The organism is Corynebacterium aurimucosum (assembly GCF_046895345.1).
GTDB lineage: Bacteria > Actinomycetota > Actinomycetes > Mycobacteriales > Mycobacteriaceae > Corynebacterium > Corynebacterium aurimucosum_G.
Genome location: NZ_CP160096.1, coordinates 2,453,611 through 2,475,509, shown reverse-complemented (window position 1 = coordinate 2,475,509; position 21,899 = coordinate 2,453,611). Strand labels below are relative to the sequence as shown.

Annotated in this window: 16 protein-coding genes; 8 read left to right on the top strand and 8 right to left on the bottom strand. The window is 65.3% G+C overall.

Annotated features, from left to right (window positions below):
• The first annotated feature begins 2 nt into the window (after positions 1–2).
• Positions 3–1,496: a hypothetical protein gene (locus ABZS45_RS11655; RefSeq protein ID WP_412099965.1), complete on the top strand. Its 1,494-nt coding sequence runs from the start codon at positions 3–5 to the stop codon at positions 1,494–1,496.
• Here the strand turns inward: ABZS45_RS11655 and ABZS45_RS11650 are convergent.
• Complete coding sequence (locus ABZS45_RS11650) at positions 1,420–2,511, bottom strand: glycosyltransferase family 4 protein (protein WP_412099964.1); 1,092 nt, start codon at positions 2,509–2,511, stop codon at positions 1,420–1,422. The genes ABZS45_RS11655 and ABZS45_RS11650 overlap by 77 nt on opposite strands.
• Positions 2,512–2,535: 24 nt before the next feature.
• On the opposite strand from ABZS45_RS11650, the gene ABZS45_RS11645 reads away from it, so the two are divergent.
• Entirely contained in the window at positions 2,536–3,291 is a 756-nt protein-coding gene (locus tag ABZS45_RS11645) for a class I SAM-dependent methyltransferase (RefSeq protein ID WP_412099963.1), read from the top strand.
• 14 nt (positions 3,292–3,305) lie between these two features.
• Here the strand turns inward: ABZS45_RS11645 and ABZS45_RS11640 are convergent, their stop codons facing one another.
• The 5 genes from ABZS45_RS11640 to ABZS45_RS11620 form a co-directional block, all read right to left on the bottom strand.
• Positions 3,306–3,965: a hypothetical protein gene (locus ABZS45_RS11640; protein ID WP_412099962.1), complete on the bottom strand. Its 660-nt coding sequence runs from the start codon at positions 3,963–3,965 to the stop codon at positions 3,306–3,308.
• A 4-nt stretch (positions 3,966–3,969) separates the two neighbouring features.
• Positions 3,970–4,707, bottom strand: coding sequence for an ATP-binding cassette domain-containing protein (locus ABZS45_RS11635; RefSeq protein ID WP_412099960.1), 738 nt, complete (start codon positions 4,705–4,707; stop codon positions 3,970–3,972).
• A 9-nt stretch (positions 4,708–4,716) separates the two neighbouring features.
• Positions 4,717–5,532: a hypothetical protein gene (locus ABZS45_RS11630; protein ID WP_071409531.1), complete on the bottom strand. Its 816-nt coding sequence runs from the start codon at positions 5,530–5,532 to the stop codon at positions 4,717–4,719.
• The gene (locus ABZS45_RS11625; protein WP_158381444.1) at positions 5,529–6,341 is read right to left on the bottom strand and encodes a class I SAM-dependent methyltransferase; all 813 of its coding nucleotides are present in this window, start codon (positions 6,339–6,341) and stop codon (positions 5,529–5,531) included. Before ABZS45_RS11625 ends, ABZS45_RS11630 begins: the two co-directional genes overlap by 4 nt.
• A gap of 141 nt (positions 6,342–6,482) precedes the next feature.
• Positions 6,483–8,303 carry a phosphoenolpyruvate carboxykinase (GTP) gene (locus ABZS45_RS11620; protein WP_412099959.1) on the bottom strand — a complete coding sequence of 607 codons (1,821 nt, stop codon included), beginning with the start codon at positions 8,301–8,303 and terminating at the stop codon, positions 6,483–6,485.
• Between the two features lie 357 nt (positions 8,304–8,660).
• Here ABZS45_RS11620 and trmB point away from each other — a divergent pair, with 357 nt between their 5' ends.
• From trmB to ABZS45_RS11590, 6 genes are all read left to right on the top strand, one after another.
• Positions 8,661–9,434: a tRNA (guanosine(46)-N7)-methyltransferase TrmB gene (trmB, locus tag ABZS45_RS11615; RefSeq protein ID WP_412099958.1), complete on the top strand. Its 774-nt coding sequence runs from the start codon at positions 8,661–8,663 to the stop codon at positions 9,432–9,434.
• A complete protein-coding gene (locus ABZS45_RS11610; RefSeq protein ID WP_412099957.1) occupies positions 9,434–10,045 on the top strand; it encodes an NYN domain-containing protein in 612 nt (203 codons plus the stop codon). The genes trmB and ABZS45_RS11610 overlap by 1 nt, the downstream gene beginning before the upstream one ends.
• 7 nt (positions 10,046–10,052) lie before the next feature.
• Complete coding sequence (locus ABZS45_RS11605) at positions 10,053–12,449, top strand: MMPL family transporter (protein WP_412099956.1); 2,397 nt, start codon at positions 10,053–10,055, stop codon at positions 12,447–12,449.
• The gene (locus ABZS45_RS11600) at positions 12,446–13,456 is read left to right on the top strand and encodes a lysylphosphatidylglycerol synthase transmembrane domain-containing protein (protein ID WP_412099954.1); all 1,011 of its coding nucleotides are present in this window, start codon (positions 12,446–12,448) and stop codon (positions 13,454–13,456) included. The genes ABZS45_RS11605 and ABZS45_RS11600 overlap by 4 nt, the downstream gene beginning before the upstream one ends.
• On the top strand, positions 13,457–13,804 hold the full coding sequence (locus ABZS45_RS11595; RefSeq protein WP_070597008.1) for a DUF3054 domain-containing protein: 348 nt from the start codon (positions 13,457–13,459) through the stop codon (positions 13,802–13,804).
• A gap of 195 nt (positions 13,805–13,999) precedes the next feature.
• A complete protein-coding gene (locus ABZS45_RS11590) occupies positions 14,000–15,013 on the top strand; it encodes an HNH endonuclease signature motif containing protein (RefSeq protein ID WP_412099953.1) in 1,014 nt (337 codons plus the stop codon).
• A 297-nt stretch (positions 15,014–15,310) separates the two neighbouring features.
• Here the strand turns inward: ABZS45_RS11590 and ABZS45_RS11585 are convergent, their stop codons facing one another.
• Both ABZS45_RS11585 and pks13 read right to left on the bottom strand, forming a co-directional pair.
• The gene (locus ABZS45_RS11585) at positions 15,311–16,882 is read right to left on the bottom strand and encodes an acyl-CoA carboxylase subunit beta (protein ID WP_412099952.1); all 1,572 of its coding nucleotides are present in this window, start codon (positions 16,880–16,882) and stop codon (positions 15,311–15,313) included.
• Entirely contained in the window at positions 16,855–21,699 is a 4,845-nt protein-coding gene (gene pks13, locus ABZS45_RS11580) for a polyketide synthase Pks13 (RefSeq protein ID WP_412099950.1), read from the bottom strand. Before pks13 ends, ABZS45_RS11585 begins: the two co-directional genes overlap by 28 nt.
• Positions 21,700–21,899 lie beyond the last annotated feature (200 nt).

Here is a 21,899-nt window from a genome sequence, read left to right as displayed (position 1 = left end):
CCGTGACTTCGTCCCGGGCTTCCCTTGCGGTGCGCGCCGCCCTCGGCGCGTGGGGTTTAGTACTCGTGCTTGCCGTGTGCTGGCCCTTCGTGCTGCCCGGCGAGTTCCTGTGGCGCGACATGGTGCTGCTTGACCGCCCGGCCCTCAGCGCCGCCGCCTTCGGCGCCGGTGATCTTCCCGCGCGCAATGCTCCGCAGGACGGCGTGCTGGCGATGGTCGGCGGGGCGTGGCTGGCCAGGGTTTTTATCCTCGGTTCGGCGAGTGCCTCGGCGTGGGTGGCGGGTCTATGGGCGTGCCAGCGCCCACAATTCAGCCCGTGGGCCGCAGCTGCGGCGATGGCGTGCGCGGTGGCCAATCCTTTCGTCATCGAGCGCCTCTTGCAGGGCCAGTGGTCCCTGGCGGTCGCGGCCTGGCTGGCGCCCGTGATCGCGTGGGGTGGCTTAAACTGCCACCCGCGCGTGGCGTGGCTGGCGCTGTGGGCCGCGTCCTTGACGCCCACCGGCGGGCTCTTCGGGGGCCTCATCGCGGTTGTCTGTGAGCGCGAAGGGCGAAAAAGGTGGCTCTTCGCATGCGGCTCACTGCTGCTGTGGCTGCCGTGGTTGGTTCCAAGCCTCGCGGCCGGACTTCCGGTCGCCCACGGCGCCCCCGCCGCCCAGGCCGCGGCCTTCGCCCCGCGCGCAGAGGCCTATGTGGGAGTGGTCGGCTCGCTGCTTGGTTTCGGCGGCATCTGGAACGCCGCAGCGGTGCCAGCCTCCCGCGAGCATGGCTTCGCCTTGGCGGGGCTTGCTGTTGCCGCCCTCGCCGTCCTGGGCGCTGCCCTCCTGCCCCGGCGCGAGCTGCGCCCGCTAGCGGCCCTGGCGGTTCTCGGCATGGGCCTGGCGATCCTCGGCGCGCTGGCGCCCGGGCTTACTGCGTTCGCCATCGAGCACATCCCCGGCGCGGGCCTGTTGCGCGATTCCTCCAAGCTCAGCCTGCTCGCCCTGCCGCTGGCCGTGGCGGGCATCGCGTCCCTGCGCCAGCTTCCGGCCGCGCTCGCCCTGTGTGCCTGCCTGCTCCAAGCCCCCGATGCCCCGCGGGAGCTCGCCGTGTTGAAGCCACGTGAGACGGGCATCGACCGCCAGCTCGTCGACGACCTCGACGGCCGCCTGACCTTCTTCACCGACCGCCCCGCCATGGTCGAAGTCGACGGCGGCATCGCCCTCGACCCCTACTCCAAGGCCGCGAACAAGCTCGACTCCGGCGAGCTCACCGTCGACGGCGTGACAGTGGATGAACCGTCGCCGCGCTACCTAGCGGCCGCCGAAGCCTGGACCAACCGCGACCTCAACCGGCTGGAAGAGCTCGGCGTGGGTGCAGTAGTCGAAGCGGGAAGCATCGTCACCACCACGAACGCCCAACCGACACCCGCCCCGTGGGTTCTTAGCGCCGCCTGGTGCGCACTTCCGCTTCTAGCAACTCTTCGAAGCGCGCGCCGGTTTTCTCCCACGAAAAAGTAGCCGCTAACTGGCGCGCCGCGTTGCCCAAACGGTGGCGGAGGGAGGGATCGTCGACAAGCGCGCGCACCGCCGGCGCGAACTCTTCCTCGCGCTGCACCAGCACACCGGTCTCACCGTCGATAACGCTGTCTTGCAGGCCAAACGCATAACCTACCGTGGGAACCCCATGTTGGGCCGCCTCCATGACTGCCAAACCCCAGCCTTCTTTACGGGAGGGCATAAGGTGCACATCGGCACGCGCGAGGAGCGCATGTTTATAGTCCTCGGTGACCTGACCACGGAAGCGCACGCGCTCCTCTACCCCGTGGGCCCGGGCGTACTCGCGCAGCTGGGATTCCCACCAGCCGGAACCGATGACGTCGAGAATCGCGCCCGGAATCCGCGCCACGGTGTCCATGGCGTGCTCAATCTGCTTGTGCGGCACCAGGCGCGACAAGGTCACCAGGTGGATATCGGCCTCGGGCTCCAGCGTGGGTACGTGCTCCGGCAGGGGGTCTACGCCGTTTTCAATGATGTGCGCGCCGTGGATCCCCAGCTTCTCCAGGTCGCGCTTCGAGGCCTCCGAGACCGTCACCCATGTGTTGTGGCGGTAGAGCGCGGGGACGACGCGAGATTCCAGGAACCAGCCCAGCCGCGCCAGCACGGGCCCGGCCACCGGCCACTGCTCGCGGTGGCAGTGGTGCGTCAGAATCACCACGGGCGCGCGGGTAGCCAGGCGCGCGAAGAAGGGGATGCCGTTGTGCGTATCCACCACAACGTCAGCGCCGCGCAAAGCGCGGCGCCCCAATAAAATCGACAACAGCGCGCGCGGGTACACGCTGAACTTGGCCCCGGCACGCGAATAGAGCACGCCGTTGCGGCGCTCGCGCTTGGCGGCGTTCATGTGGCGCGCGGTGCGGAAGACCACCTCGTGGCCTTGGGCGGCCAGGTATTCGCCCACACGCTCAAGGTAGCGCTCGGAACCGCCACCCTGCGGGTGGGTGGAATCGCGCCAGCATAAAAGAAGGATTTTCATGACGATGCTTTAGCCTAGTGGGTTATGAAACGCACCCGCGCCTTAGCCACCCTGCGCCGCTCCTGGCGGCTGCTGCGCTCCTTCCGCTTTGAGCAGACAGCGCCCGCGATCTTTTATAGCGGTCTGGCTGAGGACACCGCCGCGCTTGTCGACGCCCTCTCCCGCGACCATTCTTTGTCCCTCACCGGCGCGCGCGTGCTCGACGTCGGGGGCGGGCCCGGCTATTTCGCTTCCGCCTTTGCCCAGCGCGGGGCCAGCTATGTGGGGCTAGAGCCGGACGTGGGTGAAATGGCCGCCGCCGGCATCTCAGTGGCCCAAGCAGTGCGCGGCGATGGCACGTGCCTGCCTTTTGCGGATAACACTTTCGACATCACGTATTCCTCCAACGTGGCCGAGCACATCCCAGACCCGTGGGTGATGGGTGAGGAAATGCTGCGCGTGACCAAGCCCGGCGGGCTGGTGATCTTGAGCTACACGGTGTGGCTGGGGCCTTTCGGCGGGCACGAGACCGGCCTGTGGGAGCACTACGTGGGCGGCGAGTTCGCCCGGGACCGCTATACCCGCCGCCACGGCCACCCGCCGAAGAACGTCTTCGGCTCCTCGCTCTTCGCGCTCTCCGCACGCGAAGGCCTGGACTGGGCGCGCGGCGTGACGTCGCAAGGCTCGCAGCTCCTCGCGGCCTTTCCGCGCTACCACCCTGCCTGGGCCTGGTGGGTGACCAAGGTGCCGGTGCTGCGGGAGTTTGTGACCTCCAACCTGGTCATCGTCCTGCGCGCCTGATGGCTGAGTCAGACTTAGTCGAGGCGCCTGCGCAGAGAAGCCAGCCAGAGCGCCACGCCCACGGCCGCGAAGTACACCAGCGCCCCATCACGGCCCCAAGGCGGGAATAGCGCCACGTCCTGGCCGGTAGCGAAGACGCCGTTGAGGAAGGGCAGCCAGCCGGTGAGGCGCGCGCCGCCGGGGATGAGCCACAGCGCGTTTTCTACCAAGAGCGCCCAGACCGTCAGCGCCGCGATGCTCAACGCCGGGGAGCGCAGCAGCCGGCCCAGCGCCACACCGTAGCCCACCGCCAGCCACGCGTACACCGGGCCGAGAGCCACCATGCGCAGGCCCGCGAAGAAGTTCACCTGCCCATAGAGCACCGGAAAGAACGTGGGCAGGAGCAGCAGGCACAGGCTGACGCTGAGCAGTGTCGCGGCCGCCGCGAGCGCGCCCAGGAAGCACCAGCGGGCCAGCTGATCCAGCCCTGACCACGGCGCCGCCGCACGCAAGACCCGCGATCCGGCGGTGGCCTGCGCCCACGCCCCCAATGCCGCAAACACGATGCTACCCAGGTAGATGGGCCAATACGCCGCATTAGTAGTGTCCACGGACTGCGCCTGAAGGATGCCTCCCGCGGACTGGACGTGCTCCGCCACCGCTGCCACCCCGAAGGTCACCGCCAGCGTTGCCACGCCTTCATGCCCGTGCCCCTAGCTCCGGGATCAGCGCCGCCACGGCGGATTCGAGGTCGGGGGCGCCGGTGGAGGCGATGACGTCCTCAAGGGAGCCGTGGGCAAGAGCCGTGCCCTGGCTGAGGATGATTACCGAGGCGTCGGCAACCTCGGTCGTGGCCTCCACCTCGCGCAGGTGATGCGAGGCCACGATCACGCAGCGCCCCTCCTCCGCCCACGCGGCAAGCAACTCACGCAGCCACCACACGCCCTGGATATCTAGGCCGTTGAGCGGCTCATCCAGCACAATGTTGCGCGGGTTTCCCGCCAAGACGCTGGCGATCCCCAGGCGCTGGCGCATGCCCAACGAGTAACCTCCGATGGGGCGCCGCGAGGCCTCCTCGAGCCCGACGGCCCGCACCAGCGCCTCCGCCTTTTCCACCGGCGCGCCTGCGAGGGCGCACATCCACTGCAGGTGGCGCAGGCCGGTGTGCTGCGGTGAGAAATCTTCTGCGCTCAAGTAGCTGCCCACGTGGCGCAACGGATAGTCGGTACCGCGCAGCTCCCGCCCGTCCACCAGGACCCTGCCGCCGCGCGGGCGCAAGCTTCCGGAAAGGCAGCCGAGGAGCGTCGACTTTCCGGTGCCGTTAAGCCCCACGACGTAATTGATGCGGCCATCAGCGAAGGTGCAAGAAAGGTCGCGCACAGGCGCGGCTGTGCGGCGCGAGCCATACCAGTGGCTCAGGTTGTCAACGTCAATCACGCCGCCGCCTTAAAACGCGCCCGCGATGGGCAGGCCCACCGCATCGATGCCGTTGCGCAGCGAGTTCGTGGCCAGCTTCCAGCGCCCGTCGAGGTAGCGGAACTCCACCCGCAACGAGATCGTGGGACGCCCGGCCGAGCTCGCGTTGAGCGTGGCACTCGCGGTGTTCCCCTCCACCGTCAGTGGGCCGCTAATCCGCTTCCAGCCCAGCGGCGGACGGAATATCCCCAGGTTGTAAATGGTTCTCGGCACCACCGTCCCCGGCAGCCCAGCCTCGAGGTTGTGTGCCTTGTCCGCATCGGATCCCGGCGTGGCCACGAGCGCGTGCAGGACGCCGTTAAGGTCATCGAGCGTCGGCTCCGGGTTAGTAGCCGCAAAGCTCGCGCTGAAATCCCCACTGGGGTACCAGCCGGTGTTGGGGTCCTCCACCGTCTCATCCACCGCCTGCTCTGGCGCTGGGTCTGCCGCTTGATTCTCCTGCGGTGCCGGTTCCAACGCCACAGCGGGGGCGTCCTGCGCAACGCTTGGCGACGCCGCGGACGCCGCCGTTGTTGGTGCCGTTGTTGCCGCAGCCGCCGGCGCTGCGGAGTCGCTGCTCACGGGCACGCTCGGTTCGGCTGGCTGCGTCATCGCGGCACCCTGGGCTGCCGCCTGTTCCCACTTGCCTTGGCTGAGCTGCACGCCGAAACCCAAGACCAGCGCAGCGGCGACGCAACTGCTCACCACAGATACGCCAACCGTGGGCCAGCTGATCCCACGTGGGCGGGCCTCCATCACGCCGTCCGGCACGCCGCCGGCAACGTCACCGCTCTCACCGAAACTCATTGAGCAGCCGCGGCCGGCTTGGTCAGCACCACGCCGATGGCCTGCAGGTTGTCGCTGTACTTGTTGAACACCGAACGCATCGCGAAAACGCGGCGGCGGGCGTCGGGCATGCGCAAGACGTTAAAGGCGATACGCGCCACGCCCAGCACACCCTCGTCCTGCAAGTTGCGCTTGGCGCGCAGCAGCGCCATATCTGCATAGTGGCGCTCAGTCACCTCGAAGCCAGCCTCCCGTGCCACGCCGTCCCATTCCTTTGTGGTCAGCGGACGGGCGTTGACGCGGATGGACGTGGCCAGCGCGCGGCGGATCTCGAGCTTCTGGGCGTCGTCAAGCGTGTCCGGCTCCAGGCACAGCTCATGGATGACATACCTGCCGCCCGGGCGCAGGATACGGAACGCCTCCGCCATGATCGCGGCCTTCCCCTTCTCGCCGTGCATGGTGAGCATGGCTTCGCCAAAGACGACATCCGTGCTGTTATCCGGCAAACCCGTGGCCTTGGCGTCATTGACCACCACGGTAGCCGAGGAAGCGCCGGCGAGGCTGGCCTTCGTGCGCGCCACGGCATCAGGATCCTCGTCCACGCCGGTGTAGCTGCGCGGGCCTTCCGCCACGATCTGGCGGGCAGTGAGCCCGAGTCCAGGGGCCAGCTCCACCACGTCCTTGTCTTTCAGCTCGGCGGCGTCGATTAGCGTGGTGGTCATCTCCAGCCCGCCGGGGCGCAACACCTTCTTTCCCAGGCGGGCGAGGAGCCAGTGTCCACCAACCTCGGAGTCGGGACGATCGTGCATGGGCAAAGAAGAAGTTGTCATACACCCAGAATATGCGAGACTTTCTCCATTTAAAAGGTTACCCTAACCTTATTGTGGCCAACCTAACATGCCAGAACGCGGCGACGCCCCGCCACCGCTGGGTGGAGGGGGCGTCGGAAAGCAGCGGCGCGGAAAGCGGCGTTAGGAGGCAGCCTCAACGCGCTCCTTGAGCGCCTTGAACTGGTCCCACACCTCAGACGGCACGCGGGAGCCCAGGAAGGTCAGGTACTCCTTGTTGTCTTCCATGTCGCCGGCCCAGTCGGCCGGGTTCACGGCAAGGGCCTCGCGGACGTCCTCGATGTCGAAGTCTAGGCCGGTGAGGTCGATATCCTCCGGGCGGGCGGTGTGGCCCACGACGGTCTCGACGGCGTCGACGTTGCCCTCGATGCGGTCCACAATCCACTTGAGAACACGGGAATTCTCGCCGAAGCCCGGCCACAGGAAGCGACGGTCCTCGCCACGGCGGAACCAGTTGACCAGGAAGATCTCCGGCATGCGGTCGCCTCCCTTTTCACCCATGTCGATCCAGTGCTGCAGGTAGTCACCGGCGTTGTAGCCCATGAACGGCAGCATGGCCATCGGGTCGTGGCGCAGGGTGCCGACCTTACCCTCAGCGGCAGCGGTCTGGCCAGAGGAGAGCAAGGCGCCGATCATGGTGCCGTGGTTCCAGTCAAAGGCCTGGGTCACCAGCGGGACGGTATCCGCGCGGCGGCCGCCGAAGAGGATGGCATCAATCTTGACGCCCTTCCAGTCATCAAACTCCGGAGCGGCAGACGGGCACTGGGTAATCGGCACGCAGTAGCGGGAGTTCGGGTGCGCAGCCTTGGTGGTGGAAGCCGGGGTCCAATCGTTGCCGTGCCAATCGATGAGGTGCTCCGGGGCCTCGCCCATTTCCTCCCACCAGACATCGCCGTCGTCGGTCAGCGCGACGTTGGTGAACAGGGTGTTGCCCGGCTCCATCGTCTTCATGGCAATCGGGTTGGAGTCGTAGTTGGTGCCCGGCGCCACACCGAAGAAGCCGTTCTCCGGGTTGACGGCGTACAGGCCGTCCTCGCGCAACTTCATCCAGGCAATGTCATCGCCCACAACCTCAGCCTTCCAGCCCGGGATGGTCGGGGTGATCATGGCCAGGTTGGTCTTGCCGCAAGCAGACGGGAAGGCGGCCGCGATGTGGTACTTCTTGCCCTCCGGGTTGGTGAGCTTGAGGATGAGCATGTGCTCTGCCATCCAGCCCTCTTCCTTCGCCATCACGGAAGCGATACGCAGCGCGTAGCACTTCTTGGCCAGAATGGCGTTGCCGCCGTAACCGGAGCCGTAGGACCAAATCTCCTTGGTTGCCGGGAACTGCGTGATGTACTTCTTCTCGTTGCACGGCCACGCGACATCCTCCTGGCCCGGCTCCAGCGGAGCACCGACGGAGTGCAGAGCGTGGACAAAGTCGCCGTTGTCCCCGATCTTGTCCAGGGCCTGCTGGCCCATGCGGGTCATGATGCGCATGGAGAGCACAACATAAGCCGAGTCAGTCAGCTGAACGCCGAGCTTGGGGTCCGGATCGCTGATGGGGCCCATGCAGAACGGCACGACGTACATGGTGCGGCCCTTCATGGAGCCACGGAAGGCCTCGGTCATCTCTTCCTTCATGGCTGCCGGCGGGGCCCAGTTATTGGTCGGGCCTGCGTCCTCCTCAGTCTCGGTGCAGATGAAGGTGCGGGACTCCACGCGGGCGACATCCGACGGGTTCGAGCGAGCCAGGTAAGAGTTCGGGCGCTTCTCCTCGTTGAGCTTAATCAGGGTGCCCTTTTCCACTAGCTCGGCGGCGAGGCGGTCAGCCTCCTCCTGGGAGCCATCTACGAAGACGACCTCTTCCGGCTGGAAGAGCTCGACGCTCTCACTGATCCACGAAATAAGCTTCTCGTTCTTCGTGGGCAGTTCACCTACAAGGCCCTTAATAGTTGCGGTCATCTCACATTCTCCTGTGGTCGGTGTGGCCAGGGTGTTTTATATCGCCGAAGGTTTCCCCTATCGACGTTTCACCAACCAGAGTACGGATACTGGTGATAACAGAACGTGTAATGCCCGCCACCCCGGTTATATCCACCCAGCTCATGCCGACTATGTCGAGGACAGCGAAGTGTGAAATATGACACCCACCGCCCTCAATCGCCCCCATACGGGGGCTCTGTTTCTAAGCATCACTCATCCAGTACGCCCGTCCTATTACCCCCGCGGAGCCCTGATCTGTTTCCACCTAGGCGCCCTCCACCCTCCACGGCGCGGCACGTTGCCCCTCACCCCTGCTTAAGGGAACAATGTCAACTGATGAATAGTGCAGACTCCTCCCAGAATCCCGCCGCGCAGATGCCTCACGGCCGCGGCCTCCAGACGGATTTCAACGCCGAGTTCAACAATGATTTGGACTACCCACGCCTCGGCAACGTGACCTTCCGTCGCGGCACCCTCACTGACAACCAGAACGCCCTCTTCGAGGAGCACTGGCCACAGTTGGGACGCCTGCTTGCCGACGAACCCCTCGACATCCCCGCCTGGTTCGGCCGCGAGGGGGCCAAGACCATCGTGGAGATCGGCTCCGGCACCGGAACCTCCACTGCTGCGATGGCCCCGTTGGAAAAGGACACCAACATTGTTGCCGTCGAGCTCTACAAGCCAGGCCTGGCCAAGCTGCTGGGATCCATCGTGCGCAACGATATCGAAAACATCCGCATGGTCCGCGGCGATGGCATCGAGGTTCTCATGCGTATGTTTGCGCCGGAGTCCTTGGATGGCATCCGCATCTTCTTCCCGGATCCGTGGCCCAAGGCCCGCCACCACAAGCGCCGCATCATCCAATCCGGCACGCTCAACCTCTTCGCCTCCCGCCTGAAACCCGGCGGCGTGCTTCATGTGGCCACCGACCACGCCGGCTACGCCGAGTGGATCAACGAACTCGTCGAGGTCGAGCCTTCCCTCGACTACAAGGGCTGGCCCTGGCCGGAGTGCCCCATCCTCACCGACCGCCAGGTCATCACCAAGTTTGAGGGCAAGGGACTAGACAAGGAACACGTCATCACCGAGTACCTGTGGGAGAAGAAATAATGGCCGGCACCTACCTTCTGGTGTGGGATGCGCCCAACATGGATATGGGGCTCGGCGCCATCCTCGGCGGGCGCCCCACCGCCGCCTACCGCCCGCGTTTTGATGCCATCGGCCGCTGGCTGGTGGAGCTGGCCTTTGACAACGACGCCACCCCCGAAGCCGCCGTCTTCACCAACGTCACCCCCGGCGGCGCCGACGTCATCCGCCCCTGGGTCGAGGCCATCCGCAACGTCGGCTTCGCCGTCTTTGCCAAGCCGAAGCTCCACGAGGACGATGATGTCGACCCCGACATGGTCGAATACATCAAGGCCAACCGCGAGAACCTCTCCGGTGTCATCGTGGCCTCTGCCGACGGTCAGAACTTCCAGCACCTGCTGGAACAGCTCACGGCTTCCGGTGTGCCCACCTGTGTCCTCGGCTTCCACGAGCACGCCTCCTGGGCGCTGACCCACCCCGACATCGAATTCGTCGACCTCGAAGACATCGACGGCGTCTTCCGCGAACCGCTGCCCCGCGTTAACCTGGACAACCTGCCTCCAGGCGGCGCCTGGCTGCAGCCTTTCCGCCCGCTGTCCGCGCTGCTTCCGGACCGCGCGCCCGAGCACAGTTAGGAGCCGCATGTTTTATTCCTGGGGCCGTTTTTCCTATGCCCACCGCAAGGTCATCCCGCTTATCATCGTCGGGCTCATCCTCGGCCTCTTCTTCGGCTTCGGCACGCGCCTGGAGGAGCGCATGAGTCAGGAGGGCTGGGAGGACCCGGGGGCGGCGTCGACAAGCGCGGCACAGATCGAGCTGGAGACCTTCGGACGCGACAATTCCGGCGACGTCATCCTGCTTTTCGATGCCCCTGACGCCCACGCCGCCGAGGCCAAGGCCTTTCTGGATGACCTCAAGGCGCAGTACCCGGAACAGATCGACTCCGTCACCAGCTACTTCGATAAGCGCAACCCGAACCTCATCACGCAGGATCACTCCACGGCCTTCGCCGCCATCGGGCTGAAAGGCGACGGCGAGCAAACGCTCAAGGACTTCCGCGCCATCGAAGATTCCCTGCACTCCAGCGACCTGCCCGTGCAGGTAGCGGGCGCCACGGCCGTGGCCGACGCACTGGATGAAGGCATGTCCAAAGACATCTCCCGCGCGGAGAAAGCCGCCCTGCCGCTCGTCGGCCTGCTGCTGTTGATTGTCTTCGGCTCCGTCGTGGCAGCCTTCATGCCGCTCGTCGTGGGCGGGTTGTCCATTCTGGGTTCTCTGGGCATCCTCTCGATCCTGGCTGGCTTCCAGCAGGTCAACGTGTTCGCGCAGGCCGTGGTGACGCTGCTGGGCTTGGGCCTGGCCATTGACTATGGCCTGTTCATGGTTTCGCGCTTCCGCGAGGAGCTGGACAAGGGCCGCGATACAAAAGAGGCGGTGGCGATTACTACCGCTACTGCCGGCCAGACCGTCGTCTTTTCTGCCGCAATGGTGGCCGTGTCCCTCTCCGGGCTCTTCCTCTTCCCGCAGGCCTTCCTCAAGTCGGTGGCCTATGGCTCCATCTCCGCGGTCGGCCTGGCCGCTCTGCTGTCGGTGACGGTGCTGCCCTCGCTATTTGGCATGCTGGGCCCCAACATCGACAAGTGGACCGTGCGCAAGACCTCGCGCCGCGGGCGCCACATCGAGGACACGTGGTGGTACCGGATGCCGCGCTGGGCCATGGGCCGCGCGGGCCTGATGACCACCGCCATCTGCGCCCTGCTCATCGCGCTGACCTTGCCGGTGCTGGGCGTGAAATTCGGCGGCATCAACGAGACCTACCTGCCGCCCAACCAGGACGCGCGCGTGGCGCAGGATCAGTTCAACGAGCAATTCCCCTCCTTCCGCACCGAGCCAGTCAAGCTCGTGGTGAAGAACGCGACCAACGAGCAGCTTGTCGACGTCGTCATGCAAGCCCGCTCCATCCAGGGCCTTACCGAGCCGATGGGTCCGAAGACCGCGACCGTCGACGGCACCACCGTCCTCGGTGCCGGCATCCAAGACCGCGAGGACTACGCACGCATCGTCCACGAGCTCGAAAACATCGAGGCACCGGAAGGCGTGGAGCTTTATGTCGGCGGCACCCCGGCCATGGAGGTCGAGTCCCTCGACGCGCTCTTCGATACCCTGCCCTGGATGGCCCTCTACGTGGTGCTGGCCACCTTCATCCTCATGGCGCTGGTCTTCGGCTCGTTCATCCTGCCGCTCAAGGCCATCATCATGACGCTGCTTTCCCTGGGCGCCACGCTGGGCATTTTGACGCTCATGTTCGTCGATGGCCTCGGCTCCGGACTGCTCAACTTCACCGCCGGCCCTCTGATGAGCCCGATTCTGGTGCTTATCATCGCCATCGTCTTTGGCCTGTCCACGGACTATGAGGTCTTCCTGGTCTCGCGCATGGTGGAGGCCCGCCGCCGGGGCGCTTCCACGGACGAGGCCATCGCAGCAGGCACCGCACACACCGGCGGCATCATTACGGCCGCGGCGCTCATCATGATTGTGGTCGCAGGCGCCTTCGGCTTCTCCGACATCGTGATGATGAAGTACATCGCCTTCGGAATGATTTTTGCACTGCTTATCGACGCCACCATCGTCCGCATGCTCCTCGTCCCCGCCGTTATGCACTTGCTGCGCGAGGACAACTGGTGGGCACCGCGCTTCCTCACCCGCCTGACCCATCGCCTCGGCGGCGAGAACTCCCCAGCCGCCGAGTCGGTGCCTGCCGCCCCAGTACTGAACAACGAAGAAGCCGCACCGACTGAACAAGCTGCGCCGTCCCCCGCCGTTACTACCAAGCGGGACGAGCCGCGTTCTTCGACTGGGTCCACCGAGCAGGCCGACGCTCCCCATTCCCCCGTGACTCCGGCAGAACAGGTCGAGGAGGCGTCGCCAAGCACGGCGAACGAAGCCGCCGTACGCGGGGACCGCAGTGCCGACACCGACGCGGAGCTCATCCCATTCTCCGAGCTGGTCAAGCGCCTCAATTCCACGGATGGTCGATGAAAAAGAACTGGCTAACCTGGATAATCTCCCTGCTGATTCTGGCTGCGCTGGCGTGGTTCTTCCGCGACCAGCTGGACTTCATCTCCGAGGGACTGCGCCGCTTGCGCCACGCCGAACCTTTCCCCGTGGCGCTGGTGGTGTTCTTCGCGCTGCTCTCCATCGCGGGTATGGCGGAAGTGATGAAGCGGCTCATCGGCGCGGGCGGCGTCACGGTGCCGCTGCGCGAAACCTACGCCATCACGCTGGCCTCTAATGCCTGGTCCACGACCTTGCCAGCGGGCCCTGCCTTTTCGGCCTTGCTCACCTTTCAGGTGCAGCGCCGCTGGGGCGCGTCGGTGGCGCTGTGCAGCTACTTCCTGTTTCTATCCTCGATCATTAGCTCGATGTTCCTCGCGCTCATTGGCCTGGGCGGGGTGTTTTTCCTCAACGCAGATATGGCTCTGGGATCGCTGATCACCACGGTTGTCCTCATGCTCGCAGCACTCGGCGGTATCTTCTGGCTGACCTCGCACCCGGTGACCCTCGAGCGCTGGCTTCGCAAGCTACGGCCCGGCCCGAAACGGGACCGCGCGATTCAGGAGGTCCGCAACCTCGGCGAGGTCCACCTTTCGCGTGGCCCCTTTGCTGTGGTTGCCGGGGCGTCGCTAGTTCACCGCCTGGGGGATATGGCCGCGCTATGGGCTTCCGTGTGGGCGGTAACCGGGGAGATTCCGTGGCTGCGCGCCGGTGCTGACGACACCACCCTGGCCGGCGTTGCACTGGCTTTCCTCGCCGCGAAGCTGGCTGGCTCCGCGCAGGTCACCCCGGGTGGTGTGGGCACGGTGGAGGCCGCGCTCATCACCCCGCTGGTGGCGACAGGTCTGACCGTGGTGCACGCCACCTCCGCGGCCATCATCTACCGGCTTATTTCCTTTGCGCTCATCACTATCATTGGATGGGTCATCTACTTCGCCCACTACGCCCGCGATGGCTTTTCTTACGCGGCGCTGAACCGGAAGGAATCCTAAATGCGCGTTGCCCCGCTTATCGACGTCCTCGCTCTCGCTCTCTTCGCCATCCTCGCCCGCCTGGCGCATGGTGGCCTGAGCTTTAGCTCCTGGGTTGATGCCTTCTGGCCGTGGACCGTGGGCGCGCTCGTGGGCTGGGTCATCATCATGGCAACGAAGCTGAGCGGCCTGTGGAAGGAGGGCGCCGTCGTGTGGCTGAGCGCCGTCATCGGCGGCATGGCTTTGTGGATGCTGGTCAACGGCCGCCTGCCGCACTGGTCCTTCCTCATCGTGGCCACCGTGATGTCCGCGCTGTTCTTCTTTGGCTGGCGAGCCATCGCGGCTTTTGCATCCCGCTCCCGCGCCTAAGGTTTGTGCTTGAACTGCCAATTCGCCCTACACGACGCCGGGGACCTGCTTTCATTTTGAGCATCCGCTGAAGCCCAACGCGTCACGACTACTCTCCGGTCGAAGTGGCGCATTCACGCCGTGCGGTTGGACGTTTGAACTGGGAGTTTGGCGTTCCGGTTGCGGGGTGATTTAGGCCGTTTTAGGGTGTGAGGCATGAAGTTGGGGGACTTACTCGGGGCACTTGCTCGCGGCATGCACGTCGTGTCCTTGTGCGCCGGCCACACGCGCGAGGAGATGCTCGCGCTGGGGGCGACGACACGCATGGCGCGGCAGCTCGAAGGACTTCACCGCGTTTATTTTGGCCAGACTTCTTTCACTGCCAAGCAGCGCCGTGCGCGGGAGACGGACCATGCGCTGGATACGCTGCTGCAGATTGAGCGTCATGTGGCACGCGTCAAAAACTCACGCCAAGCTTGGGATCTGCGAGTGGAATTGTGCTCGACCCCCGAGGGCGAGATTGCGCGCGTGGCGAAGCTACGACTCTCGGAACTTAAACCCGAGCCTAGCCCCGGCGTCCGCGTGCGGCGTGGTGCAACCGGTATGCATAAGCTCATCATCACGGACCGTCCGCGCGCGATTGCCAATCTGGTGGGCACGCTTAAGGCCACCTCCGACGACCTGCTGAAGGCCGTCCACGAAGTCTTTTCCGGCGGCGGCGCACCGAAGCCAGCCTTGCATGCGCACGTGATTGTGCGACTAGAGCAGCTGGACAAGATTGTGCGCGGTGAGGGCGACGATATTATTCTGCAGGCAACTGACGGCGGAACCATGACCGGCGCTGAATTTCTCCGCACGCAGTTTGCCGAGCGAGGCTTTGTCTCGCTCTTCCACCCGGTCGAGGGGCCGGTGAATCTGTATCACGGGAGCCGTTTTGCCAACGATAAACAGCGGCTCCTGCTCAGCGCAGAACATCCGACGTGCGCCTGGCTCGGCTGCACACGACCAGCCGCGGAGTGCCAGATGCACCATATAAGGCGCTGGCAGGATGGCGGACCGACCAACCTCGACAACCTCGTGCCGCTATGTAAATATCACAACGCCATCAATGATGATGACCCCGCCCGACCCACATATCGCGGGCGCATCGACCGAGTTGAGGGCCGCATGGCATGGCTGCCTCCCGACGGCGCTCCACCAATCCCCATCCCCAGCCCGGTCTGGGATTAAAAAAGCCCCTCCACAAGGAGGGGCTAGAAGCGTTGACTTACTTCGAGCTCAGGGCGCCAACGTTCACGCCTGCCTGGTTGAGCAGCATGATGACGAGATTGATGATGTCGCCACCGAGGTCAAGAACGCTAGAGAGCATTAGGTTTCTCCTTTGATTGAATTCCTAGACTTTATGCCTATCGTACGAAACCGCCCCAAACGTTACGTTCCGTGCCAGGGGCTCGCGGCGGAGGCTTAGGTCGCCCAGTGAGCATGCATCCCGGGAGTAGCTAACACGAGGCAGTTAACCCCAGGACGCTAGAGCGGGGAGATGGTGTGCTTCTTGGGCAGGTCCTTCTCCTGCTTATCGGCAAGCTGGCGCAGCGCGCGGCGCAGGGCTAGACGCGACTCGGAGGGCTTAATCATGCCATCGAGGTAACCGCGCTCCGCGGCGACATAAGGCGCGGTCATGGTCTCGTCGTAGAAGTCCATGAACATCTTCTTCGTCATGGCGCGCTGCTCCGGGGTCTCGGCAGCCTCGAGCTGCTTGCCCGCAATCATGACCACGGCGGCGGCAGATCCCATCACGGCGATCTGGGCCGTCGGCCACGCCAAGTTGATATCACCGGTCAGGTTCTTCGAGCCCATCACGGCGTACGCACCGCCATAAGCCTTGCGCACAATCAGCGAGACCTTCGGCACGGTGGCCTCCACCACGGCAAATGCAAACTTCGCGCCACGGTGAATCAGACCAGCCTTCTCCTGGTCCACGCCCGGCAGGTAACCCGGCGTATCGACCACGAAGACCAGCGGAATGTTATAGGCATCGCAGATGCGGATAAAGCGCGCGCCCTTATCGGCGGCATCCGCGTCGATACAGCCCGCCGAATGCATCGGGTTATTCGCCACAAAGCCCACGGCCTTGCCGTCGATGCGCCCAAAGGCGGTGATGACGTTGGGGGCGTAGTTCTCCTGGATTTCGATGAGCTCGTCATCGTCGCCAAGCTGCGTGAGCAGGTCCATCATGTCGTAGCCGGCGTTCGTGTCATCCGGCATGAAGGAATCCAGCTCAATGTCTTCAGCCACCTCGTCATCAGTAGGCGCATCGAAGACCGGGGACTCGTCGAAGCAGGTCAGAGGCAAATGATCCAGCAAGTCGCGAACCAGGTCAAAGGCCTCATCCTCCGAGGGCACCACGACAGACACGTTGCCGTTGAGCTCCTGCTGGCGCGCGGAACCCAAGTCGTGGGAAGAAATCTCCTCGCCCGTGACCTCCTTGATCACGTTCGGGCCCGTCACGTACATCTCGGCCTCACCATCGACGGCGATGATGAAGTCCGTGGTCACCGGCGCATACACCGCGCCACCGGCGGACTTGCCCATCATGATGGAAATCTGCGGGCTGCGGCCGGACAGCGGCAGCTGGCGGCGGGCAATCTCGGAGTACATGGCCAGAGACGTCACCGCATCCTGGATGCGCGCGCCGCCGGAATCCTGAATACCGATGACCGGGCAGCCGATCTTGATGGCCAGGTCCATGATGTCAGTGACCTTCTTACCAAAGGTCACGCCCACGGAACCGCCGTACACCGTCTTGTCGTGGGCATAGATGCAGACAGGGCGGCCGTTGATGCGGCCGTGGCCGGTGACCACGCCGTCGGAGTAAATCGCGTCCGGGTCGCCGGGGGTCTTGCCCAGGGCGCCGGTTTCGACGAAGGAGCCTTCGTCGAGAAGCGCGGCGATGCGTTGGCGCGGAGTCGAACGCCCAGCTTCGTCGCGGCGCGCCCGGGAGCGCTCGCTGCCGGGGTCTTGGGCACGCTCGAGGCGCTCGCGTAGGTCCGCTAGCTTGTCAGCGGTACTAGTCACTTCCGAATCTTCTCCTCGATCCATTCCTCCATGTGCTTGCCCACGATACCGATTGCGGGCTCGTCGGGAACCGCCAGGTGGTCACCCGGCAGCTGCACAATCTCCAGATCCTTCACGATAACGCCCCAGCCGCCGTCCGGGTTAATCTCCGCATAGGCCGGCTCGAGCTCGATGGCGCCGTCATGCATGCGCTCGGAGCGGAACAGGATGACGGGCACGCTTACCGACGCCCACCTTCCCATATCCAGCGAGCCCAAAATCTGGTTATCCACGAAGGACGCGCGCTGGTGCTCCAGCACGCCGGCAGACAGGCCATGCTCGGAGGCGTCGGTGGAGCTGAGGAATTCGGCGAGCATGGCCATGAGTGCATCCTCGCCCACGGTCTCCAACATTTCGTAGGGCGGCTCGAAGTCGAGGCCGTAGGTCTTCTTAGCGAAGGCGGCGTAGCGGCCCCAGCGGGCCTTGGTCTCCTCCAGCGTCTTCGGTGCCGGGTTAGCCGGCTGGGTGGTATCCAGCAGAGCGATGAAGGCAACCTCAGCAGTATCCTCGCCGCGAGCTTGACGTTCCTGCAGCTGGTAGGCCACCTCATAGGCCAGCGCGCCGCCGAAGGACCAGCCGCCGAGCACGACCTTGCGCCCGCGCGCGTAGTGCAGGATGTCCTCGATATAGGCGGCAGCGCGATCCTCCAGGCTGCCCTCGATGCGCTCCACGCCGTAGACCGCAACATCCGCCGGCAGGCGGCGAGTCAGCGGCTGGTACACCACGGTCGTGCCGCCGGCCGGGTGGAACATGAAGACGGCAGGGCCATCGGCCTCACGCAGCACGCGGATATTGCCCTCGACCTCAGTCTCCAGGCCCTCGCGGACGAGGTCCGCCAAGTTCTCCAGGGCTTCGGCTTCCTGAACCTGCTGTGCGGTGACCTCGATGCCGGCGCGCTCGGTGAGGCGCTCGGCAATCTTTGCGGTGACCTCATCGCTGACCTGCGGCAGCGCAGAGGTCACGCCAGCCGCGGCCTTGCCCGTGAAGGTGGCCCAGGTACCAAAGACCATGCGCTCGGAGGCATCGCGCGGTGCAACACCTACGCCTTCGCCGTTCTCGTCCATGCCGCCGCTTTCGCCGTTCGGCTTATCTGCGCCGCCCTTCGCGCTCACGGTGGTGTCGTTCGCGCCGGTGTGGCCGGTCTCGGTGAGCGCGAAAGGTGCGTCGGTGCTCGCGGTTCCAGCTTCAGCGGCCGCGTCAGCCGGTGCCTGTGCGGCAGCACCGGGCTGCTCGGACACGGCCTCCTCGACCATGGTGATGACGTCGGCAAGGGAGGCGTCGCGAAGCGCCTGCACCTGCAGCGGCGGGATCTGGAAGTCGTTCTCCACACGGTTCTTAATGCGCATACCCATGAGCGAATCCAGGCCCAAGTCAATGAGCGGCAGCTCGCGCGGGAGGTCAGAGACGTCGTAGCCCATGGACTCCGACACGATGAGCGCCAAACGCTCCTCCACGCTTTCCTTCTCCGGGTCCCAACGCACGGCATCGGCGCCCACATCGGGGTCAGCGAACTTCGGCGCGGTGACCGCCTGCGGCAGGCTCGGCTCCGCCGTCGGGGTGGGTTCGGCAAGGTTGAGGGTCGAGGCAAAACCTTCCGCAACGAGCTTGGTGGTCGCTCCGTCTACGTAGTGCACCGCCAGCGACAGTCCACCCAGCGTGCGGCGGACAATCGTGGTGACCTCGCCCTTCGCGGGCAGGTCGAGGTGCTCCTCGCTCGCCGCGATGTGAGCGCCCGGGGTCACGGCCTCGGCGGCAGCCTCCAGGATGGCCAGCGCGCTCGGTGCCTGGTCGGCGTTCGTGGAGAACGCCACCGCGCCCTCCGGCAGCGTCACGCGCGCACCCGGCAGGCCAGATACGCCCGACGAGGGACGAGCGTTGGTCCAAAATCGCTGGCGGCGGAAACGAGTATGGGGGGCGGCGACAAGCGCGCCGGAGCCAAAGACCTTGGTGTAGTTCACCGGAGTTCCCGCGACGTAGAGCTTGCCCAGCAGGTCCAGCAGTGACTCGGTGGGGTCTACCTTGCGCTTCAAGCTGTAGAGCAGCTGCGCATCCGCCTTGCCCGCGGCAAAGGCGGTGGACATCAGGCCCATGAGCGCAATCGGGTTCGGGGAAATCTCCACGATCTGCATGTGGCCCGCCGCGAACGCTGCCTCCGCCGCGTCCTGCAGGTAGACGGGCTTGCGGGTCATGCGGATCCAGTAGTCCTCATCGTGCAGCACCGTACCGGGGCGGTAGACCTTGCCGCGGTCGACGGAGGAGAAAAGCGTCGTGTGCAGCGGGCGGGTCTCGATGCCAGCGATTTCCGCATAGAGCTCACCTAGGAGCGGGTCGACGGCGGAGGTGTGACCCGCGCCCTTGACGTTGAGCGCGCGGGCGAACTTGCCCTCGCCCTCGAGGCGCTCCACCAACGCGAGGACCTCCTCGCGCGGGCCGCCCACGGTGGTCATGCCCGGGCCGGTGTAGACGGCGGGCTCGATGGAACCAGGCAGGGCGTCGATCTCCTCGGCGGAGAGCTCGACGACGGCCATGGCACCCTGCTGGTCCTCCGGAAGCGAGGCCTCGCCCTCGCCCATGAGGCGCGCGCGGTGGCAGGCGATGAGCATGGCGTCGGCCGCCGTGATGCCGCCCGCAGCATAGGCCGCGCCGATTTCACCCATGGACATGCCGATAACGCCGGCCGGGCGCACGCCGAAGGTGGCGAGCAGGTCCGTCAGCGCAATTTGGATGGCGGTGATGGCCACCTGCGCGGTTTCGGTGTTATAGGTCTGGGCGTCGTCGTGCACCAGCTCCAGGATGGACCAGCCGGATTCGCGCTGGACGATGACGTCGAGCTCCTCCAAGCGCTCCTTGAACAGCGGCGAGACCTCAATCATGTCCTTGGCCATCTTGCGGTGCTGGGAGCCGAAACCGGAGTACATGAAGACAGGTCCGTGCACCGAAGGGGAATCTGCCGCAGCGATGCCCACGGAAACGGTTCCCTCAGCCACCTGGCGCAGACGCTTGACGGCCTCCTCGCTGGACGACGCCACGATGACCGCACGCGAGCGCCCATGGTTGCGGCGCGCAAGGGTGCGGGCCAGGGAGAGCAGGTTCGGGTTCTCCGCTTCGATGTAGTCCGCCAGGTGGGCCGCAGCGGCAGCACGACGGGACGGCAGCAAGCCGGAAACTGGCAGGGCCACCGGGTGCCCCTCACCGATGGCGACCTGCGGGGCATCCTGGTGAGTCAGGCCGCGGTAATCGGTGAGGACGACGTGCGCATTGGTGCCGCCGAAACCGAAGCCGGAAACACCAGCAATCTTCTGGCCGGAGTATTCCGGCCACTCGCGTGGGTCCTCAACCACTTCGAGGTGCTCGGCGTCAAAGTCGATATAGCGGTTGGGGCCCACGTAGTTGATGTTTGGCGGGATAACGCCGTGGCGCATGCCCTCGATGACCTTGATGAGGCCCACCACGCCGGCGGCGGACTCGGAGTGGCCGATATTGGTCTTGGCGGAGCCCAGCAGGGTCGGGTTGGCGGCCTGGCGGCCCGGGCCCAGCACGCGGCCGAGCGCGGTGGCCTCAATGGGGTCACCGAGGATGGTGCCGGTGCCGTGGGCTTCGACGTAGTCCACGTCCTGCGGGCGAATGCCGGCGTCGGCATAGGCGCGTTCGAGGACGTCGACCTGCGCCTCCGGGTTCGGGGCGGTCAGGCCGTTGGAGTGGCCGTCGGAGTTGACCGCGGTGCCTTTGATGACGGCGTGGATGGTGTCGCCATCGCGTTCGGCGTCCTCGAGGCGCTTGAGCACGAGCACGCCCGCCGCGTCGGAGCGGACAATACCGTCGGCATCATCGGAGAAAGCGTGAATGGCGCTGGTCGGCGAAGTCACACCGAGCTCACTGAAGCCGATGGACGCATGCGGGGAAGCCAGGATGTTCACGCCGCCGGCAAGAGCCGCATCAGCCGCACCAACGCGCAGATCTTTCACCGCCTGGTTGACCGCTACGAGGGAAGCGGAGCAGGCAGTGTCCACGTTGAGCGATGGCCCGCGCAGGTCAAAAGCGTAGGACAGGCGGTTGGCCACGATCGCCGAAGACGTACCCGTCATGGCATAGGGATGCATCTCGGCCGGGTCGGCGGTAATGAGCATGCCGTAATCATTGTTGGTGGAGCCCATGTAGACACCGGTGGCGGTGCCGCGCAGCTGGTTGGCGGGTACCCCGGCATCCTCGAGAGCCTCCCACGCCACCTCCAGGAGGATGCGCTGCTGCGGGTCCATGTTGGCTGCCTCCAGCGGGGAGAGGCCAAAGAACTCGGCGTCGAAGGAGGCGATGTCCTCGATGTAGCCGCCGTCGGTGTTTTGCTGCTCCATCTTCTCGCTGGTAATTGGGTCGGAGGAGTACTCCGACCAGCGCCCGACGGGCAGTGGACCGGTGCCAGCGCGGCCCTCGACGAGCATGGTCCAGAACTCGTCGACGTTCTTGGCCCCCGGGAAACGGCCGGCGTAGCCGATGACGGCGATGTCCCCGCCCGCGAGGGAAGCAGAACGCGGCGAAGCCCCACGCGGCGCGCTTTCTGCCGGGGCGCCGGCTGCGCCGTTGACAAGGCGCTCTGCCAGCTGCGCAATGGTGGGATACTCGTAGGCCACGGTGGGCTCGAGCTTAATGCCGAGGAGGTTTTCTAACTCACCGGAAAGGACCACTGCGTCACGCGAGGACAGCCCGAAATTCTCCAACGGCTTGGTGTCCGTGATTTCCTCTGCCGATAGGCCGGTGGTCTGCGCAACCCAGGTGCGCAGCCAGCCACGAAGCTCTTCAACGGTCATAAATCTCTAGCTTTCTTACGCGGGCTAAAATTATCTAAGTATGCGGTCGATTTTGCGCAGCACAAAAGCGCGCACATCGATGCGTATATAGGGGCTATCGGACGATTATCCCACTTTGTTAACTTGGGTTTCATAACCGACATACCCACAGGCAGCGGCAACCCCCGCCCCGCAGTAGCGCGGGAACGGGGGTTGAACGG

Excerpts from the sequence above, each read along its gene's own strand:
- ABZS45_RS11650 (WP_412099964.1), bottom strand. The coding sequence starts at position 2,511 with ATGAAAATCCTTCTTTTATGCTGGCGCGATTCCACCCACCCGCAGGGT.
- ABZS45_RS11605 (WP_412099956.1), top strand. The coding sequence starts at position 10,053 with ATGTTTTATTCCTGGGGCCGTTTTTCCTATGCCCACCGCAAGGTCATC.
- ABZS45_RS11630 (WP_071409531.1), bottom strand. The coding sequence starts at position 5,532 with ATGAGTTTCGGTGAGAGCGGTGACGTTGCCGGCGGCGTGCCGGACGGC.
- ABZS45_RS11595 (WP_070597008.1), top strand. The coding sequence starts at position 13,457 with ATGCGCGTTGCCCCGCTTATCGACGTCCTCGCTCTCGCTCTCTTCGCC.
- ABZS45_RS11600 (WP_412099954.1), top strand. The coding sequence starts at position 12,446 with ATGAAAAAGAACTGGCTAACCTGGATAATCTCCCTGCTGATTCTGGCT.
- ABZS45_RS11625 (WP_158381444.1), bottom strand. The coding sequence starts at position 6,341 with ATGACAACTTCTTCTTTGCCCATGCACGATCGTCCCGACTCCGAGGTT.
- ABZS45_RS11610 (WP_412099957.1), top strand. The coding sequence starts at position 9,434 with ATGGCCGGCACCTACCTTCTGGTGTGGGATGCGCCCAACATGGATATG.
- pks13 (WP_412099950.1), bottom strand. The coding sequence starts at position 21,699 with ATGACCGTTGAAGAGCTTCGTGGCTGGCTGCGCACCTGGGTTGCGCAG.
- ABZS45_RS11620 (WP_412099959.1), bottom strand. The coding sequence starts at position 8,303 with ATGACCGCAACTATTAAGGGCCTTGTAGGTGAACTGCCCACGAAGAAC.
- trmB (WP_412099958.1), top strand. The coding sequence starts at position 8,661 with ATGAATAGTGCAGACTCCTCCCAGAATCCCGCCGCGCAGATGCCTCAC.
- ABZS45_RS11645 (WP_412099963.1), top strand. The coding sequence starts at position 2,536 with ATGAAACGCACCCGCGCCTTAGCCACCCTGCGCCGCTCCTGGCGGCTG.
- ABZS45_RS11585 (WP_412099952.1), bottom strand. The coding sequence starts at position 16,882 with ATGGATCGAGGAGAAGATTCGGAAGTGACTAGTACCGCTGACAAGCTA.
- ABZS45_RS11590 (WP_412099953.1), top strand. The coding sequence starts at position 14,000 with ATGAAGTTGGGGGACTTACTCGGGGCACTTGCTCGCGGCATGCACGTC.